General features: G+C 65.2%; 15 protein-coding genes and 2 pseudogenes. All 17 read right to left on the minus strand.

All coding sequences use genetic code 11. The features are described from left to right. Nucleotides 1–46: 46 nt before the first annotated feature. Nucleotides 47–1,795 carry a ShlB/FhaC/HecB family hemolysin secretion/activation protein gene (locus tag EIP75_RS20875; protein ID WP_233584970.1) on the minus strand — a complete coding sequence of 583 codons (1,749 nt, stop codon included), beginning with the start codon at nucleotides 1,793–1,795 and terminating at the stop codon, nucleotides 47–49. Between the two features lie 418 nt (nucleotides 1,796–2,213). Next, nucleotides 2,214–2,578: pseudogene (locus EIP75_RS20880) on the minus strand (transposase); the annotation flags it as partial. An 86-nt stretch (nucleotides 2,579–2,664) separates the two neighbouring features. Continuing rightward, complete coding sequence (locus EIP75_RS20885) at nucleotides 2,665–3,198, minus strand: type II secretion system protein (RefSeq protein WP_125245132.1); 534 nt, start codon at nucleotides 3,196–3,198, stop codon at nucleotides 2,665–2,667. Beyond that, the gene (locus tag EIP75_RS20890; RefSeq protein WP_125245133.1) at nucleotides 3,185–3,571 is read right to left on the minus strand and encodes a type IV pilin protein; all 387 of its coding nucleotides are present in this window, start codon (nucleotides 3,569–3,571) and stop codon (nucleotides 3,185–3,187) included. Before EIP75_RS20890 ends, EIP75_RS20885 begins: the two co-directional genes overlap by 14 nt. 28 nt (nucleotides 3,572–3,599) lie before the next feature. Continuing rightward, the gene (locus tag EIP75_RS20895) at nucleotides 3,600–4,082 is read right to left on the minus strand and encodes a type II secretion system protein (RefSeq protein ID WP_125245134.1); all 483 of its coding nucleotides are present in this window, start codon (nucleotides 4,080–4,082) and stop codon (nucleotides 3,600–3,602) included. Beyond that, complete coding sequence (locus EIP75_RS20900) at nucleotides 4,079–6,394, minus strand: secretin GspD/PilQ domain-containing protein (RefSeq protein ID WP_199758662.1); 2,316 nt, start codon at nucleotides 6,392–6,394, stop codon at nucleotides 4,079–4,081. Before EIP75_RS20900 ends, EIP75_RS20895 begins: the two co-directional genes overlap by 4 nt. Beyond that, a complete protein-coding gene (locus EIP75_RS20905) occupies nucleotides 6,391–6,927 on the minus strand; it encodes a hypothetical protein (protein WP_125245135.1) in 537 nt (178 codons plus the stop codon). The genes EIP75_RS20900 and EIP75_RS20905 overlap by 4 nt, the downstream gene beginning before the upstream one ends. Next, nucleotides 6,924–7,538 (minus strand): GspMb/PilO family protein, encoded by a 615-nt coding sequence (locus EIP75_RS20910; protein WP_125245136.1) that lies wholly within the window; start codon nucleotides 7,536–7,538, stop codon nucleotides 6,924–6,926. The genes EIP75_RS20905 and EIP75_RS20910 overlap by 4 nt, the downstream gene beginning before the upstream one ends. Next, nucleotides 7,535–8,101, minus strand: coding sequence for a hypothetical protein (locus tag EIP75_RS20915; protein ID WP_125245137.1), 567 nt, complete (start codon nucleotides 8,099–8,101; stop codon nucleotides 7,535–7,537). Before EIP75_RS20915 ends, EIP75_RS20910 begins: the two co-directional genes overlap by 4 nt. Then, nucleotides 8,098–8,946, minus strand: coding sequence for a hypothetical protein (locus EIP75_RS20920; RefSeq protein WP_125245138.1), 849 nt, complete (start codon nucleotides 8,944–8,946; stop codon nucleotides 8,098–8,100). The genes EIP75_RS20915 and EIP75_RS20920 overlap by 4 nt, the downstream gene beginning before the upstream one ends. Beyond that, nucleotides 8,927–10,591 (minus strand): GspE/PulE family protein, encoded by a 1,665-nt coding sequence (locus EIP75_RS20925; protein ID WP_125245139.1) that lies wholly within the window; start codon nucleotides 10,589–10,591, stop codon nucleotides 8,927–8,929. The genes EIP75_RS20920 and EIP75_RS20925 overlap by 20 nt, the downstream gene beginning before the upstream one ends. Beyond that, the gene (locus EIP75_RS20930; protein ID WP_125245140.1) at nucleotides 10,588–11,772 is read right to left on the minus strand and encodes a type II secretion system F family protein; all 1,185 of its coding nucleotides are present in this window, start codon (nucleotides 11,770–11,772) and stop codon (nucleotides 10,588–10,590) included. The genes EIP75_RS20925 and EIP75_RS20930 overlap by 4 nt, the downstream gene beginning before the upstream one ends. 27 nt (nucleotides 11,773–11,799) lie before the next feature. Further along, the gene (gspG, locus tag EIP75_RS20935; protein WP_125245141.1) at nucleotides 11,800–12,228 is read right to left on the minus strand and encodes a type II secretion system major pseudopilin GspG; all 429 of its coding nucleotides are present in this window, start codon (nucleotides 12,226–12,228) and stop codon (nucleotides 11,800–11,802) included. A gap of 219 nt (nucleotides 12,229–12,447) precedes the next feature. After that, the gene (locus tag EIP75_RS20940) at nucleotides 12,448–12,654 is read right to left on the minus strand and encodes a hypothetical protein (RefSeq protein WP_125245142.1); all 207 of its coding nucleotides are present in this window, start codon (nucleotides 12,652–12,654) and stop codon (nucleotides 12,448–12,450) included. Nucleotides 12,655–12,978: 324 nt separating this feature from the next. Further along, nucleotides 12,979–13,578 (minus strand): hypothetical protein, encoded by a 600-nt coding sequence (locus tag EIP75_RS20945; protein WP_125245143.1) that lies wholly within the window; start codon nucleotides 13,576–13,578, stop codon nucleotides 12,979–12,981. 194 nt (nucleotides 13,579–13,772) lie between these two features. Beyond that, nucleotides 13,773–14,114, minus strand: a complete 342-nt coding sequence (locus EIP75_RS20950; protein WP_125245144.1) for a hypothetical protein — start codon at nucleotides 14,112–14,114, stop codon at nucleotides 13,773–13,775. A 98-nt stretch (nucleotides 14,115–14,212) separates the two neighbouring features. Continuing rightward, nucleotides 14,213–16,163, minus strand: a pseudogene (locus EIP75_RS20955) (transglutaminase); the annotation flags it as partial.

Genomic DNA, 16,163 nt, shown 5'->3' on the forward strand with positions numbered 1-16,163 from the left:
GCGGGAGATGCGGGCGCCACGGGTGCCCACTGCGACGGCAGGCGGGTCAGAACAGCGCGGTCAGCGAAACGAAGGCACGGGGGTCCTTGTTGCCTTCGGTGCGCACGATGGTGTTCATCGGCTTGGCGATCTCGAAGGAGGCATAGAAGTAGTCATTCAGCTTGGCGCGAACGCCACCACCGAAAGACGTCAGCTTCCTCGGCGTCACCTCGTTACCGCCCTCGGCGGCCCAGACGCGGCCACCGTCGATGTAGCCGTAGAGCTGCAGCGTGTTGGCGCGCACGTCGGGCACGTAGCGCAACTCCACCATCGCGGCGATGCCGTTGTCGGACGACAGCTCGCCCTCGTCATAGGCGCGGCCGAAGCTGGCGCCTCCCAGGGCGATCTCCTCGCTGGCCAGCAACGGGCGCCGCGAGAACTGGCTGGTGAAGCTGCCGACAGCGCTCAGGCGCGGAGCGATCTGCTGCAGACGCGTGAGATCGAGCGTGAGCTTGGTGAAGTCGCTGCGGCCGTTGGCACGTGAGGCCAGAGCGGATCCATTGTCCGAAGCGCCCAGGCCGTGCAAGCCCTGGTGCAGGGTGGCCCGCACGGTCGTGATGCCATCCCACAGGTCGCTGCGGTCGTAGCTGACGCCAGCGCGCACGATGCGCAGGCGATCGCGGGTGAATTCGATGCCCGTCAGGTCGGTGTCGACATCGCGCACTTCGACCTGTCCGAAAGCCCGCAGGTTCTCGTCACGCGAGCGGATCACCGGCACCGTGACCGTGCCCAGGCCGCTCGTCACGCGGCTCTTCACATCCAGCGGTTCAAGCTCGCGGCGGGGGTTGGATCGCGCATGAGACAACGCCAGGGTCAGCATCGTGCCGTTCGAGCCGATCAGCGCGTCATAGCCCGCGCCGATGCCGATGCTGCGGCCAGTGGGCACCGAGGTCCTGGCGTTCAGCGTGATGCGGTCGGCGCGTTCACCCACGGCGTTCCAGGCGTGACTGACCTGCAATTGGCCGCGGCCCAGGTAGGGCGAGGCGCGGTTGTCCAGGGTCACCTGCCCGTCCGTGGGCTTGCGCTCGGTGCGCACGGTCAGCACGGAGCCGCCCCGTTCGTTCGGCGAGGGCTCCAGCGTGCCGCGCACGGTGAGGCCGGCCAGGTCATTGGCCAGGAGCAGGCGGCGCTCGATCTCGGCGACGCTGATCGGTTTCACCCCTCGCAGGCCACCCACCAGGCGCTCGACTGCCGCTCGGGCAGGGCCGATGTCGTCCTCGTAGCGGACATCAGCGACGAAACCTTCCACCACGACGAGACGAAAGCGCCCATCCTCGATCGCCTGCTGCGGCACGATCACACGCGAGGTGACATATCCCGCATTGCGGTACTTCAGTTCGATCGCATTCGCCACGGCAAAGACCTCGGCCACCGACACCTCACGGTCCAGCAGGCCCACGTAGAGCTGGCGCAGATCGTCGGCCGGGAATGCGGTCGCGCCCTCGACGGTGAGGGTCTTCAGCGTGAAGCGCAGATCCTGGGCCCCGGCCGGTGCCTGGGCCGAAGGGCTTTGCGGCACCTCGATGCGCGGCACGGCGGTGGAGGAGTGCGGCATGACCGGGCGGGGAATCTCCCGGCCGGCCTCGGCGCCTGAGGGCAGTTGCGCCGGCAAGGTCTGCGCGGTGGCTGCGGCCCCCATGCTGCAGGCCCATGCTGCTGCGACGAGCAGGCAGGTGCGGTGCAGACGAGGCAGGGAAGACTGTGGGCGGGGCGTGGTGAGGAAGGACGCGGGAAGGTTGGCTGTAGGCAGAGTCATGGGCATCGGACCGAAGGCGAGGGCTGGCGATTGCGCGTCATCGCCAATCGCAGAACGGAGCGCATGCAGAGAGCGCTTCAGCGGACGACAAACACAGTTCGCAACCGTAACCAATGGCGCCCCTGTCTGGTGCGCAGAAACGGCAGCCAACTTGCTGCCTGTTTTCTGGTTGACATCCAGTGGAGACCAGGGAAACACACCACAAACACCCGCTTTCCGAGGGGGAAGCGAGCGCGCCACTCCCCAGGAAAGACGTTCTGCATCCGGTCAATATCGGGTCCGTACGCGGCTTGTTGAGCGTAACGAACGTGACATATATGGCGAGCCGATGCCTCGATTTGTAAGCATCAGCGCGACCGCTTCCATGGCTTCGGCGTGGGCCTGGACATGGAAAACGGGCCACAGGGCCCGTTTACAGGGTGCTGCGCGACAACTTAATGAGCGAACAGGCTCGACGCTGGCTGATGCGGTAGTGGCCTATGACGTAGGCCATCGCGTCCTTCCTCAGCGCGGGCAGCCCCATTTTTTTGCTGCGACATCCTGCAAGATGGCCTTGTCCAGGCTCAGGTCAGCCACCAGTTTTTTGAGCCGGGCGTTCTCTTCTTGCAGCTGCTTGAGCCCCCGAGCCTGATCAGGCTCCAAGCTTCCGTACTGCTTCTTCCAGCGGTAATACGTGGGCTCGCTGACGCCGAGCTTGCGGCAAAGGTCTGCCACAGGCATTCCCATCTCAGCCTGCTTGAGCGCAGCGACGATTTGCTCAACAGAAAACCTACTCTTCTTCATCACGTCCTCCGGGGCCCTCACTGGGGCCAATGTGCCGGAAAACTATCGTTTCGAGTGGCTCGGTTTGAGGGGATCAGATCAATCGTCTAGTGAACTGCAGGCATTTGGCCCAGAGGCAATGGTTGTGGAGGAGGCGCAGAATTCGCACGCATGTTCGACATTCCCCGAAATACCCATGCGGCATAGGTCTCCGAATTCTGAAAATGTGCTTGCTCCGTTGCAAAACCAACCTGCTTGATTGGCTTGCCTGAGGCCAAGCTGTAGATGCCGGTGATATTGCCCTGCGGATCGCGTACCAAGCCCCAGTTGGCCTGGCCGGTTAGGGGATCATCGAACAGTTTGCGCAGATGCCGCATAGGCTGTGGGTAACGCGGATCGCGCAGTAGCTCTTCCAACGTGCGTGGTGCCGTGTGCTGGCCCAAAGGCGTGGACTTCTCGTAGCTATCGAATGCAGCCCTGAACTGCTCGCCTACGGCCAGCAACTGCGCCTCCGCACCTTGCCGTGCCAGGGCAGCACCAGCCTGCACACCCCACGCCGTCGTGCCTGCCAGCACGCCCACGGCCATCAGCAGGAACAGGTAGGCGAAGCCTTGAGCCCTGTCACGTTCACCAGTCCGCATAAGGCCGTCCGTCGGCACCGTTGCCCGGCGCCGTGCTGTGCAGGTCGTAGACCATGCCTTCATACCCCTCAGGCACGGGCACTACCTGCCATCCCTGGTCGGACTCCAGCACTGGGTCGTAGGGCAGACCGCGCAGGTAGCGCGATTCGACCAATTCGTCCAGCGACGCCGGGTAACGGCCCTTGTCACCGTAGAAGCGATCGATCACACGCCGCGTGGTCTGCAGGTTCTCCAGGAGTACCGTCTCCTTGGAGCGGTCTACATGCTGCAGGTAGCGCGGCACGGCAAGCGTCAGAAGCACAGCCACGATGGCCAACACCACCAGCAGCTCGATCAGTGTGAAGCCTTGACGGACGCGGCGGATCAGTAGCATGGCAGGACCTTGTGCACGTTGCTCATGCTCACCATCGCAGGTAGGGAACACCGTTAAGCCCTGTCAACGACGAGCGGCTGCGAACATCGTAGACATCCTCGCCAGGCTGGGGATCATCGGCCTCGGAGGCGTAGGCGCGCAGGCTCCAGGTGGCGTCGTCGGCCTCATCCGGGTCGGTAGAGAAGGGATCACGCGGCACGCGCCGCAGAAAGAAGATGCGGCGGCGCTGGGGGTCCTTCAGGTCTTCCTCGCCTTCGACCAGGTCTTCCAGCGCGGCCGGGTAGCCAGTGCCACCCATCTTCCTGGTGATCCGGCCTTCATCGACGGCCCGCTTGTAGTCGTCGATGGCCGTGCGGATCTCGCGCAGGGCCAGGCGAAGCTCCTGCTCCTTGCGGTGCTGCACCTGCACCTGCACTACAGGTACCACGATCAGCGACAACACCGACAGCACTGCCAGTGTCACGAGCAGTTCGATCAGGGTGAAGCCTTGGCGGCGCTCGCAAGCGTTCATGGCTTGAGGTTCACCTTGAACGGCGGCGGCACATTCAGGGACACGGGCATGCCCGCGTCACCCTGCGGCGTCGCGCTGATCAGATCGACGCTGGCATCGACCTGAGCGGTGGCCAGCACCTTGAAGGACAGCGTCACCAGCTCGCCTCGCCCTTTTGCTGGCATGCCCTCACGGGCCAGGCTGACATACGCCCGCCCCTTGGGGTCGATGCGTGAGGACTGCGTGGACTGGCCACCATCCTGTTTCATGAAGCCACCTTCGGTGATCTGTTGAAGCTGAAGCAACGTGGGGTCGAAGCCGAAGGACAGCGGCACCGTCCGCAAGGGTTCAGCGGTATCGACCTGCAGCGTCACGCTCAGGGTCTGGCCCGGCCTGGCCTGGGGCGGGCCGTCCCAGCTCAGGCTTCCGGCCGCGGAGGCCTCGCTCTGGGCCGGCGCGTCCTTGGCGGGCGCAGGGCCTGCGGCCGGCGTGCCTACGCTGCCCGCTGCGCCAGCCGCAGCAGCTCCAATGCCACCGCCAGAGACCAGCCCCGACAGAACGCGATTGCCCAGGTTCGACTCGGTACCCGATTCGAACTCCAGGGTGTCGGCCGGCGGGCGCTGGATACCGCGGATGATGCGCGGGGTGATCGACAGCACGATCTCGGTCTTGGTGGTGTCGTCGGCTTGCGAGCCGAACAGGCGGCCCAGCACCGGCACCTCGCCCAGCCCGGGTACCTTGTAGGCCGAGCGGCGGTCCTCGTCGTTGATCAGGCCTGCCAGCACCTGGTTCTCGCCGTCGCGCAGCCGCAGCACCGTCTGCGCCACGCGGGTACCGATCTGATAGGCCAGGCTGCCCGACTTGGTCTGCACCTGCCCGACGATGCTGCTGACCTCCAGCGCGATCTTGATGGCCACTTCCTGGTCCAGGTAGATCACGGGCTCGACGTCCAGCTTCAGGCCCACCTCCACGTAGTTGACCGAGTCGGAGACGAAGCCGGTTGACGTGGCCGTGGTGGTGATGTTGGGCACCTTCTCGCCGATCAGGATCTTGGCCTTCTCGCGGTTGCGCGTGCGGATGCGCGGGTTGGCCAGGATCGAGGCATCCGTGTCCTGCTTCTTGGCATTGAGCGTGATCCCGCCCACGCCCACGCCGATGCGGCTGGCATTGAGGCCATGCAAATCGGCCACCGTCAAGGGGCCGCCAGAGGCCGAGGGCAAAGGGGTGAGCGTCGCCTGGTCGGGCCAGCGCACGCCGAGGTCCAGCAGGCGGCTGCGCTTGACCTCCAGGATCTCGACCTCCAGCATCACCTCGGCATCCGGCACATCGTGCAGGGCCACCAGCTTCTCGGCCATGCGTACTGCCTCGGGCGTGTCCCTCATGATGACCATGTTGAGCTTGTCGTCCACGATCACGTCGCGCGACTTGAGGATGGTCTTGATCGTGTTGGACACGGCCTTGGCCTCGGCATGGGCCAGGTAGAAGGTCTTGACCGTGAGCGGCTGGTAGTCCTTCTGCTTGGCCTGCGTGCTGGGGTAGATCAGCACGGTGTTGGCGTCCAGCACGCGCTGCTCCAGCTGGTTGGTGAGCAGCGTCAGGTTCACGGCCGCCTCGATGGTGGACTCCTTCAGGAAGATCGAGGTCTTCTGGTCGGTCTTGACGTCCTTGTCGAGCAGGAAGTTCAGCCCTGAAGTGCGCGACAGCACCTCGAAGATGGTCTTGAGCGGCGTGTCCTTGAATTCGATAGACACGGGCTTGCGGTAGGCCACGGCCAGCAGGGCGTCGGCCGATGCGAACGCCGCCTTCTGCCCGGCATCGAGCTGCCTGAGCAGGCGCTGGGCCCCCGCATGATCGGGCTGCTCCATCAGCACGGAGCGCAGCCGGCCACGGGCCATCGGCACATCCTGGGCGGCCACGGCTGCCTCGGCCTCCTTGAGCAGCTTGTCGAGCCGGCGCGCGGCGTCGACCTGGCGCAGGCCGCTCAGGGCGCGCCCGTCGGAGGGGTCCTGCGCGAGGGCCAGGCCGTACTGGCGCTCGGCCTCGTCCCACTCGCCCTGCTTGAGCGCCCGTGCTGCCTGCGCGAGCAGGTCCAGCTGGTACTGCGCGCGCGCCTGGCGGTAGGCCATCCGTACCTCGCCCGAGTTCGGACGCAGGCGCAGCGCCTCGTCCAGCTTCTCGACGGCCTGCGCGCTCTGGCCCTTGGCCAGCAGGGCGCGCCCCTGCGTGTAGGACTCCGGCATGGCCGAGCACCCCAGCAACATGGCCATCATGCACATGCAGGCCAGCCCACCTGCGCGCAGGCGCGTCCAGGGCCGCGACGGTGAAGGGATCACTCGAAATCTCCAATATCCAGTGTTTGCGTCAGGCCCAGGGGCACGTAAACGATGCTGAGGGTCGGAGGGGCGATCCGCCCCACCTTGTAGGTCTCGTCGATGGACGAGCCTTCGTGAACGATGAAGGTCTGCCCGTCGCGTGCGAGGTAGATTTCCCAGCGATCGCCTTCCCGCTTCTTGCCCAGCACCTGGAAAGGCAGCGGCGGGGCGGCCTCGACCTCGAAGGCCGGCGTCACCGCCACGGGGGGTGGAGGCGGTGCCCACGACCGCGCCGTGAACAGATCCACTGCGGGCCCCGCGGAATGGTCGGCGATCAAGGCATCACGGGTGCGCACACGCTCGATGCGCAAGGTGGCCGCCGGCGGTTGCGGCGCGTCCTTGCGTGCCGCCGGCGACATGGACGTGGCGATGGCGGTGCCCGCCGCGCGCACCGCCGCCGCGCCGGGAGGCGTCTTGTCGCCCCACAGCGCCAGCCACAGCGCCACCAGCAACATCATGCCCAGCGCCACGCGCCGCCCCTTGCCCTGCTTCATGGCGCCTGCTCCATCGACCAGACAGACAGGCTCAGCCGCACCTTGGGCACGGGCTGCCCCACACCTTCGCGCTGCATGGACAGCTCGTCCAGCGACAGCCGCGGCAAGGCACGCAGCAGGTCCTGCGACAACGCACGGACCTGCGGATAGCCAGCCTCCACGGTGACCTGAAACTGCAGGCGCCGCACGCCGGTGCCCTTGTCCAGGGTGTCACGGTAGTCGGATGCGCGCCAAGGCAAGCCATGGCGGGCCATCACCTCGGCCACGCGGGCGGCGCTGTCCACGGCATGGCGCGGCGGTCCGGACAGGAAGCCGCGCAACTCGGCCAGATCGTCGTCCACCGACGTGCGCGCTGGCGCCGAGGCTCGCTGGCGTGCATCCTGTGCCTGGGCCAGCCGAACGACCCTGGCCTGCAGCTGCGCGGCTTCATCGTCCAGTCGATTCGAAGCCGACCACCCGGCCACCGCCGCCAGCAAGGCCACGCCCGCCGCCAGTGGCCACAGCAGACCATGGCGCCAGACCAGCACCTCGGCCATGAGCCGGGCGCGGCGCCCCGCACCCGATAGGCGCTCGGCCCATCCTGCGGCCCTGCCCTCCTGCATGGCCATCATGGCTGAGCCCCCTGCGCCCAGTACACATCGGCGGTCAGCCGGACCGGCCGCTGTTCATCACGCTCGTTGGTGTCGTGCTTGACGAGGGCGACCCGCGCCACGGCGGGCATCCTGTCCAACTGGTCCATGTAGTGCAGCAGGCTGTCGAGCGTGCGCGCCTCGGCCACCAGGCGCAAGCGGGCCTCTTGCGCCTGCGGCTCGATCGAGAGCAAGGCCACCTCCGGCACCGACGCGGCTTCCAGCGTGTCCAGGATGCCCGACCACGGCGTATTGAGTTGCCTGACGACACGGTTGTAGCCCTGCACCTGTGCCACGCCCAGGGAAGGCACACGCCCTTTCTGGGCCGGGCGCTGGCTCAGGCCCGCCTGGGCCTCGCCCTGCTCCACGCGGGTACGCCACACGGACACCTGCGCCTCGCGTGCCTGGACGCCATCCCACACCCAGGTCGCGCAGCCCAGCGCGGCCAGCACGGCCGCGATGGCCGCGCCACGTCCGGCCATGCCCGAGGCATGTCCCCAGCAGGCATCCGCCCACGTGGGCGCCAGGTTCCAGCGGTGGCTCATGACACGCTCCAGGCCTGCGCACCACGGGCCAGTTCCGCACACCAATGCGCGGCCGATCTCAAGGGACCGTCGGTTGCAGGCCCCTGCAAGGCCGCAGTGGGATTCGCATCGCCTTCGGCCCGGATCAGGCTGGCCTGGGGCCGCGCGTGCCGCAAGTCGAGCCAGCGGACCTGCGAGGGCACGGCCTCGCCCACCCTCAAGGCTTCACGCCGCGCCTCGGCAGCGATCATCGATGCCCTCGCCGCCTTGTCGGCCTGCCCCGGCAGGCGCCAGGTGCGCAGGGCGCGCGGCCGGCCGGCCGCCAGGCTCACCAGCGCGGCACCCGAAGCGCTGTCCAGGCACAGCCAGCCCGTCGGGCGACCCTGCCACGCCGGGCCGCGAGGTGCCCAGGCATGGGCCAGTTCGGTGACGATCCCGAGGCGCCCGGCCTTTGCAAAGGCGCTTTTCAAGGCATCCACCACCACGCCTGGCACAGCGGTGCACAAGAACGCACCGCCCACCTGCCAGTCGGCCGTGACCCGCCAGTCCTGCGGTGCATCGCCATGGATCTGCGCGCGGCGCGCCGAGGCGAAGGCCTGCAGTTCCCCAAGGGACGCCGTGCCCCCCGGCGGCGTGCACAGCCAGTGCTGGGCCAGGTCATTGGCCACCACCACCTGCACGCGCCCCGCGCGGCGTTCCAGCGCGCCCACGGCCCTCAGCGCCTGAGACAGGGCGTCTGCCCACACGCCCGGCACGGTCGGGTCGCCAGGCAAGGGCCAGCACTGCGCCCGCCCCTGTGCATCGAGACACACCAGTTCATCCGCCGACAGCCCGAGGCTCAGCCTTTCACGCCGAAAGAGTGACACGCCGCACCTCCTCGAGTGTGGTCAGGCCGGCCTGGACCATCGCCAGCCCCGCGTCGGTCAGGGTGCGGGTGCCGGCCTCGCGCGCGGCCTCGCGCACCTGCCGCATGGGCCGCTTCTGGATCAGCAGCTCGCGGATGTCCTCGTCGAGCCGCAGGATCTCGGCCACCGCCTTGCGGCCCTTGTAGCCCGTCCCCCGGCAATCGCCGCAACCGCTGCCGCGCCGGAAGTCGAATCCCGTCCACGCCTGGGCGGGCAGTCTGAAGCGTGCCTTCTCCGCCTCGGATGGCTGGACCGGCTTGGCGCAATGCGGGCAGTTCACGCGCAACAGCCGCTGGGCCCAGATGCCATTGAGCGCGGACACCAGCGAGTAGGGATCGAGCCCCATGTGGGTGAAGCGCCCGAACACATCGAACACGTTGTTGGCGTGCACGGTGGACAGCACCATGTGGCCCGTCAAGGCCGACTGGATGGCGATCTCGGCAGTTTCACGGTCGCGGATTTCACCGACCATGATGCGGTCGGGATCGTGCCGCAGGATGGAGCGCAGGCCGCGGGCGAAGGTCAGCCCCTTCTTCTCGTTGACCGGGATCTGCAGCACCCCCGGCAACTGGTACTCCACCGGATCCTCGATGGTGATGACCTTCTCGTGGCCAGTGATGGATTCCGAGAGCGCCGCGTACAGCGTGGTGGTCTTGCCCGAGCCCGTGGGCCCGGTCACGAGCATCATGCCGTAGGGAGCCTCCATCAGCTCACGCAGCAGGGCCAGCGAGGCCCCATCGAAGCCCAGCGCATCGAGCGTCAGGCGGCCATGCGCCTCGACCATGGCCTGCTTGTCCAGGATCCGGATGACGGCGTCCTCGCCATGCACGCTGGGCATGATGGACACGCGCAGGTCGATGTCCCGGGCTTGGGCCCGAACGCGGAAGCTGCCGTCCTGCGGTACCCGGCGCTCGGAGATGTCCAGGTCGGACAGCACCTTCAGGCGGCTGATCACCTGCTCGGCCAGGGCCTCGCCCGGCATCTCGGCAGCCAGGTCCAGCACGCCATCCACCCGGAAGCGAACGGCCAGCCCCGCAGGCGTGGCCTCGATGTGGACATCGCTGGCGCCCGCGCGCAGGGCGTCGTACAAGGTGGAGTTGACGAGCCGCACCGCTGGGCTGGCCGCATCCGACAAGGTGGCCAGCGACAGCACCTCGACGCCTTCGGCCGCTTCCGCATGCGACACCGGTGCCGCACCGAGATCGTCCATGGCGCGCGCGCCGGCCTCGTGCTGGTTCAGGAAGGCATGGATGTCCTGCGGCGTGGCCAGGCCGAAGACCACGCTGGAGCGGGCGGTGCTTTCCAGCAGCGCCATCAGGTCGGCATCGAAGGGGTTGCCGATCACGCCCACCAGTTGCCCGGGCTGGGCCGGATCCTGCAGCAACACGGCACGGCGCTGCTGCGCGCGCGCCAGGCTCAAGGCGCTGAAATCGGGCTGGCAATCCAGCAGCCGATCCGATTCGTAGAAGGGCATCGCGAAGGCCTGCGCCAGACACGATGCCGCCTCGCGCTCGTCCAGCCCTCGGTGCGCCGCGAGCACCTCCATCGGATGCCCGGCCTGCGCGCGCAGTTCGTGCAGCCAGCTCAGATCGGTGTCCGCCGTCATTGCAGCGTCCCTGCCAGATCGAAGATCGGCATGTACAGCAACAGCACCACCAGGCCCACCACCAGGCCGATGCCAGCCATCAGCAAGGGCTCGAAGGTCTTGGTGAAGCGCTCTACCCAGCGGGCGTTCTCCTTCTCATAGAACAGCGCGGCACGGGTCAGCATGTCGCCCAACTGGCCGGACTTCTCGCCGACGCGGATCAGGCGCAAGGCCATGGGCGTGCTCAGGCCGGTGTGTGCCAGGGCGGCCGACAGCGGCTGGCCGCTTTCGATCATCGCGCGGGCAGCGTCCAGATGGGGCTGGCGTGCCACGGCCAGCACCGCCCGCGCCAGGCTCAAAGCCTGCTGGATGGGAATGCCGCCTTCGAGCAGCATGCCCAGCGTGAGGTAAAGCCGGGCCAGCTCGAAAGTGGCCACGCGCGGTGCGGCACCGGGCAGCAGCGAGAGCACGCCCAGCACCCCCGCACGGCGCCAGCGGCCCAGCCCCCAGGCCACCACCGCGGCCAGCAAGCCGGATCCCACCGCCAGCAAGGGCCAGGGATGCCCGGCCGCGAACTCGCCCCAGCGCAGCAACAGGTCGGACGCCCAAGGCAGCTCGCGCCCCGAGCCCCGGTAGACCGACGCGAACCGGGGCACCACATACGTGACCAGGAACAGCGCCACGCCCCCACCAACCACCAGCAGGATGGCAGGGTAGATGGCCGCGCTGAGGATCTTGTGGCGCACGGCATCCAGGCGCGTCTCGTAGTCGATGTAGCGGGCCAGCGAGCGCGGCAGATCGCTCGTGCCTTCGGCCGCCTGCACCACGCCGACCAGCAGCGGCGGGAAGGAATCGGGCTGCTCGCGCATCGCAGCCGACAGGCGCAGCCCTTGCGTCAGGCGAGACAGCAGGCGGCTGATCACTTGGCGCGCGGCCTCGGTGGAGGCATGCTCCAGCTGGGCCTCCACGGCCTCGGTGACGTGCAGGCCCGCTTCGAGCAGTGCCAGCAGCTCTTCGACGAACTGCACGGCCTGGAACACCTGACGCCCGCGCCCTGCCCCCGTCGAACGCTGGCGCAGGGACACCACCATCAGGCGCCGCGCCGCGGCCTGCTGGCGCACGTCGGCCTCATCGACGGCGTCGAGCTCCAGCGTGACCAGGGCCTGGCTCACGGCATCGATGGCACGGACGGAAAATCGCATACAGCCTGCTACTGCCGGGCCCGGGCCTCACTGCCCCACGATGTCGGCGGCATCGCCTTCACCGCCGGCCTGGCCGTCCTTGCCATGACTGATCAGGTCGAAATCCGTGCCCGTGGCACCGGGCGAGCGGTAGATGTAATGGCGGCTCCAGGGGTCGAGCGGCACCTCGCGGGACAGGTAGGGGCCGTTCCACTTGGGCGCCTCGGCGGGCTTGACCAGCAGCGCGTTCAACCCTTCTTCGGTTGTCGGGAAGCGGCCCACGTCGAGGCGGAAGGTGGCCAGCGCACGCGAGAAAGCCTCGACCTGGGCGCGTGCCACGCTCTGCTCGGACTTGCCGATCTGCGAGAAGTACTTGGGGCCCACGTAGGCCGCCAGCAGGCCGATGATCACCATCACGACCAGCAGCTCAAGCAGGGTGAAACCTTGGTTTCTGACACCACGACGACAACAGCTCATATCCGCCCCTTTTGATTCCTGGACAAGGAGCGTCGACAAGCCAAGTCATGCGCGAGCACCACCAGTCAGGACAAGGCCTGAGGGCATCGCGCCATGCAAGTTGTTCACGAGAGCAGCGCTGGTTCGCAGGCGCCACTCTCCTTCTCCCATACTTTGTGGCGAGATTCTAAAGGGCCCAGTGGCTTCAGGCGCCCCCTCAAAGAGGGGCCTGCTCGGATGTCAAGCGCCAGCCCTCAGCACCTCCAGCGCCAACAAGGCTGTGACCAGGGTGCTCACCACCAGCATCACCAGACGCCATCGCCAGGGACTCGCGGCATATGACAGCGGCTTCCTGTTGCCGCCGAGGGGAATGTCGGGGCGCTTCCACCAGATCACTGACAGGCCAAGGGCCATCAACACCCACAGCAGGCCGCTAGCGAACTTCATGTCGTTCAATCCCCCACTTCCAGCCCTTCCTGTCGAAAACATGGGCAAGCGACACACCCACCACCAAACCGCCCAGAAGAACCTGCCACGTTTTAAATGCAGCGACAGCGAAGACATAGGCCAACGGCAACACCGCGATCACAGACAGTCTCTTGAAGTCAACTCGATATCTCGTGCCACAGGCTCTGCAGGCCGCGGCCTCCGCCGACTCAGGCATCACCTGCGAGCGACATCGGTGGCATGTAAAGGGCTTTTTTTTCATGGATTTCGATCGCCTTCCTACCCTGTTGAACTTCACTCTTCCTACCGGCTTCTCGATCTGACTCAGTTGCCTGCGACCTGCCAGAAGTGCTTCCTGGCCAAAGCCACACAAGGCGCCAAAGGCCATTCAGTACTCAACCACCCCAGAAACCCGGCCACGGCCGCTCGCTCGGCGGGCGAATAGAAGTGAGCTTGCCGGCCGAACCATGCCAACCCAAGATCACCATGATGTGGCTTGACGCCTTCCTGCGTGCCCGCAGCCTCGATTCGCCGCCGGATGTCCATGCCTGAGAGCGCCTCGTCCATGTCTTCGAGAGACGCATGGGTATCCACGCCCACATCCTCGAGCAGGGCTTCAGGCAATCGGAAAGGCTGCATCAGTTCATAGAACTCATGCCGATGCAGATGACGCAAGGCCAGCACCATGAAGGTCGGCGCGAAATACCACACCGCGTAGGGCGTGAGCCTGTAGAGCACGCCGAAGTCAATCCACGTGAGGTGGTCCAGCAACTCATAACGATGTTTGCCACGAAGAGGCTCCAACCCTTCGACCGCCGAGCTCAGGCTATTCGGGTCAACCGCACACAAGTCCTGATCCCGTATGGCCGGCATATCCATGAACGCCGATCGGATGACTGTTTCGACAGCAACGGGATCGTCCATGGTCTTCAAGCAATTCAACGGAAGAAGCAACCATCCACCCAGATCTCGAAAACGCAAAAATCAATAAGCCAATCCCACACATGGAGTAATCAAAAATTTCAGATCCGGGGGAGCAACAACACACCTAGCCAGCAGCACCATCTTGGCCGGCATCACTTTTTGGGCTCCGTGAAGCGTCCGGCAAAAATCGCCGCCTATCGAGGATTTGCGCTCACTGCACGCCAATGCCTCAGCAACAGTAACCACATCGCGGCAAACAGCATGGCCGCGACATGAAAGCCCGCGCCATACGCCCATGCCGCGGAGCTCATCACCTGTCCTGCAATCAAGCCCATGAGCGCCTTCACCGGGGCGAATGCCACAATGCCATTGATGAACAGGAGTGAGAAGAAAAAGATCGCCGCGGTTTCCAGGACCCTAGATCGGATGGCTCGCTCGGGGTTCAAGCTGTTACCCACCATGAAGAACAGCAACACCAGACTCAGCAACCCACGCGGGTGGTGATCCGTGTTGCTGGCCCATACCAGCAACCCCATGGCCCAGGCACCTCGGAACGCCCACAGCCATCCAGCAGGCACTTCGTCCGCTAGTGCAACCCAAGGAAATAGCACTTTGGCCCATCGAGAAGCAGGCATCAGACTTCAGACTCCGGTGGTGTGCTCTGGCAAGCCACCGTGTTGCACGTCCCAACGATGCCATTGAACATGTCATCGGCAAATATCAGCCCTGCCACTGATGCCATCAGCGCTCCCATGCCACTTCCAGCCAAGGCGAGCAAACCGACCACGGCCATGATGGTTGAAACCATGGCCACAACCTGGATGCAGGGTATGGCACGCTCGCACTGTGCCGAGAGAATAGCCTCCATGTAGACCATGTACATCACAGTGATCGACACCAGGAATGCGGCAATGCCGATTACCAACCCGACCCAAGCAGGAAGCAACGCTGCGAACAGACCAGCCGCGAACAGTCCGAATCCTATATTCGTGCTGTTGTCTTTCAGGTATTCCATCGCGCCACCGTTAGATCCCCCCTCGATGATGTAGCCCCCGGAACCAGAACTCGGATCGATATAAATATAGCCTGCGCCCTTCCAGCCATCCTGGCTGATCGGGGCCTGGTGGATGGTCACGGCCATGCCGGCATCCAGGTACGATTGAATCGCGTTACGGGTCTCCACACTGTGAGCGCTCAAATGAGTGCTCACAATGTTGGGGTTGGATTCGTACACCGCTGGTGTGATCGCAAAGACCTTCTGGCCCTGCTGGGCTGCCAAACCGAGCGCCTTGACTGCACTAACACCCTGGGCACATGTAGGCAGAAGAGGGCTCGAGTTGACGGCACCGATAACCTTGCACTCGGAGCGGGGGTTGAATGTCCGCTCCGGAACGATGTGCTCGAGCGCACTCATGTATTGGCCCAACCCATTGTTATGGTTGATCCATTCTTGGCGGATGTTGGCACGACTCCATGCCAAGTGGCGAACATGACCAATATCCAGATTTGCACCCGTGAACCGCACGCTTTTGATCACACCCCAACTGTAGAAGGGGTGCGCAACATTGTGGAAGAGGCCATAGCTAAGGCCTCCGTTGTGCACCATGCCGGTCAGCCTTGAAGCGTCACGAGCGGCACTCTCCACTTCCAGGAACCACGTCCAGATGGGCGTCACAAGCAAGCCGGACGACAACTCTGCAACATTCGAGAGATCCTGCGCTTGCAATTGCTGCCGGATCAGATCCATCCGTGACTTGAGACGATTCATCTGCGCGACATTGATGCCATGAGCACTGATGCCAATAGCGGTCGAGTTGCCGACCGTGTTCGAGCCATCCTGGGTAATATCCCAGCTACCTGGATATGACAAGGAGGTGTAACCACCTTCTGCCAATAGAGCAGTACCCATTGGCAAACCCTGAGAACCGCTCGCCACCACACGGCCATCCAGCATCAGCTGCGGTTTCAGTCGGATCAAATAGCCAGGAAGGCTGGTCGGGAACTCCTTGGGCAACACGGGACTACCGTCTGCATGCGCTTTGGGCAAATAGCTGGCGATGGTGTCCGCATCTGCCTGACTGGCCGGTACATAGTTGAGAGTAAACCGTTTTCCTACCAACTGGCTGACTGTCTCTGTGTAGGCAAGTAGCGGCTCTTCGAGAGCGCGGTCCTGCGCGTTGGCGTACAAGTTGTACATGAACTTGTGCTGGAGCCCGGATGGAACCGCGCTTTCAGCAGTCCCGCTCTGGACCACGACATAAGGCAAGCTGGCTTCCAGGATTGTGCTGATCGTCGCCTGGTTGATTTTCTTGCCAACGATATCCCCAATAGATGCGTTGGGCCCTTGTTGATGCACGTATGTTTCCAGACGCGCCTGGTAGTCATCCAGCATGGCCCGCATGGCCTGCCGGTTGATGTTCTGCGCAGAGCCATCCGCATCGCTCACCGAGCTCCCTTGCTTAGCCGCGTTCAGCAGTGCCTGGATATCCAAGGGTGCATGTGTCCTGAGGTCCAGCCCCGCACCATACCGGTACTGTTTGAGGCTCGGATCTAGTGGCACCCATGCATTGCGCTGGCCTTGCGGG

It is taken from the genome of Aquabacterium soli, from assembly GCF_003933735.1.
Classification (GTDB): domain Bacteria; phylum Pseudomonadota; class Gammaproteobacteria; order Burkholderiales; family Burkholderiaceae_C; genus Aquabacterium; species Aquabacterium soli.

Bases quoted from the DNA above. Each gene is read 5' to 3' on its own strand.
- EIP75_RS20875 (WP_233584970.1), bottom strand. From the start codon at position 1,795: ATGACTCTGCCTACAGCCAACCTTCCCGCGTCCTTCCTCACCACGCCC.
- EIP75_RS20885 (WP_125245132.1), bottom strand. From the start codon at position 3,198: ATGCGGACTGGTGAACGTGACAGGGCTCAAGGCTTCGCCTACCTGTTC.
- EIP75_RS20890 (WP_125245133.1), bottom strand. From the start codon at position 3,571: ATGCTACTGATCCGCCGCGTCCGTCAAGGCTTCACACTGATCGAGCTG.
- EIP75_RS20895 (WP_125245134.1), bottom strand. From the start codon at position 4,082: ATGAACGCTTGCGAGCGCCGCCAAGGCTTCACCCTGATCGAACTGCTC.
- EIP75_RS20905 (WP_125245135.1), bottom strand. From the start codon at position 6,927: ATGAAGCAGGGCAAGGGGCGGCGCGTGGCGCTGGGCATGATGTTGCTG.
- EIP75_RS20910 (WP_125245136.1), bottom strand. From the start codon at position 7,538: ATGATGGCCATGCAGGAGGGCAGGGCCGCAGGATGGGCCGAGCGCCTA.
- EIP75_RS20915 (WP_125245137.1), bottom strand. From the start codon at position 8,101: ATGAGCCACCGCTGGAACCTGGCGCCCACGTGGGCGGATGCCTGCTGG.
- EIP75_RS20925 (WP_125245139.1), bottom strand. From the start codon at position 10,591: ATGACGGCGGACACCGATCTGAGCTGGCTGCACGAACTGCGCGCGCAG.
- EIP75_RS20930 (WP_125245140.1), bottom strand. From the start codon at position 11,772: ATGCGATTTTCCGTCCGTGCCATCGATGCCGTGAGCCAGGCCCTGGTC.
- gspG (WP_125245141.1), bottom strand. From the start codon at position 12,228: ATGAGCTGTTGTCGTCGTGGTGTCAGAAACCAAGGTTTCACCCTGCTT.
- EIP75_RS20940 (WP_125245142.1), bottom strand. From the start codon at position 12,654: ATGAAGTTCGCTAGCGGCCTGCTGTGGGTGTTGATGGCCCTTGGCCTG.
- EIP75_RS20945 (WP_125245143.1), bottom strand. From the start codon at position 13,578: ATGGACGATCCCGTTGCTGTCGAAACAGTCATCCGATCGGCGTTCATG.
- EIP75_RS20950 (WP_125245144.1), bottom strand. From the start codon at position 14,114: ATGGGGTTGCTGGTATGGGCCAGCAACACGGATCACCACCCGCGTGGG.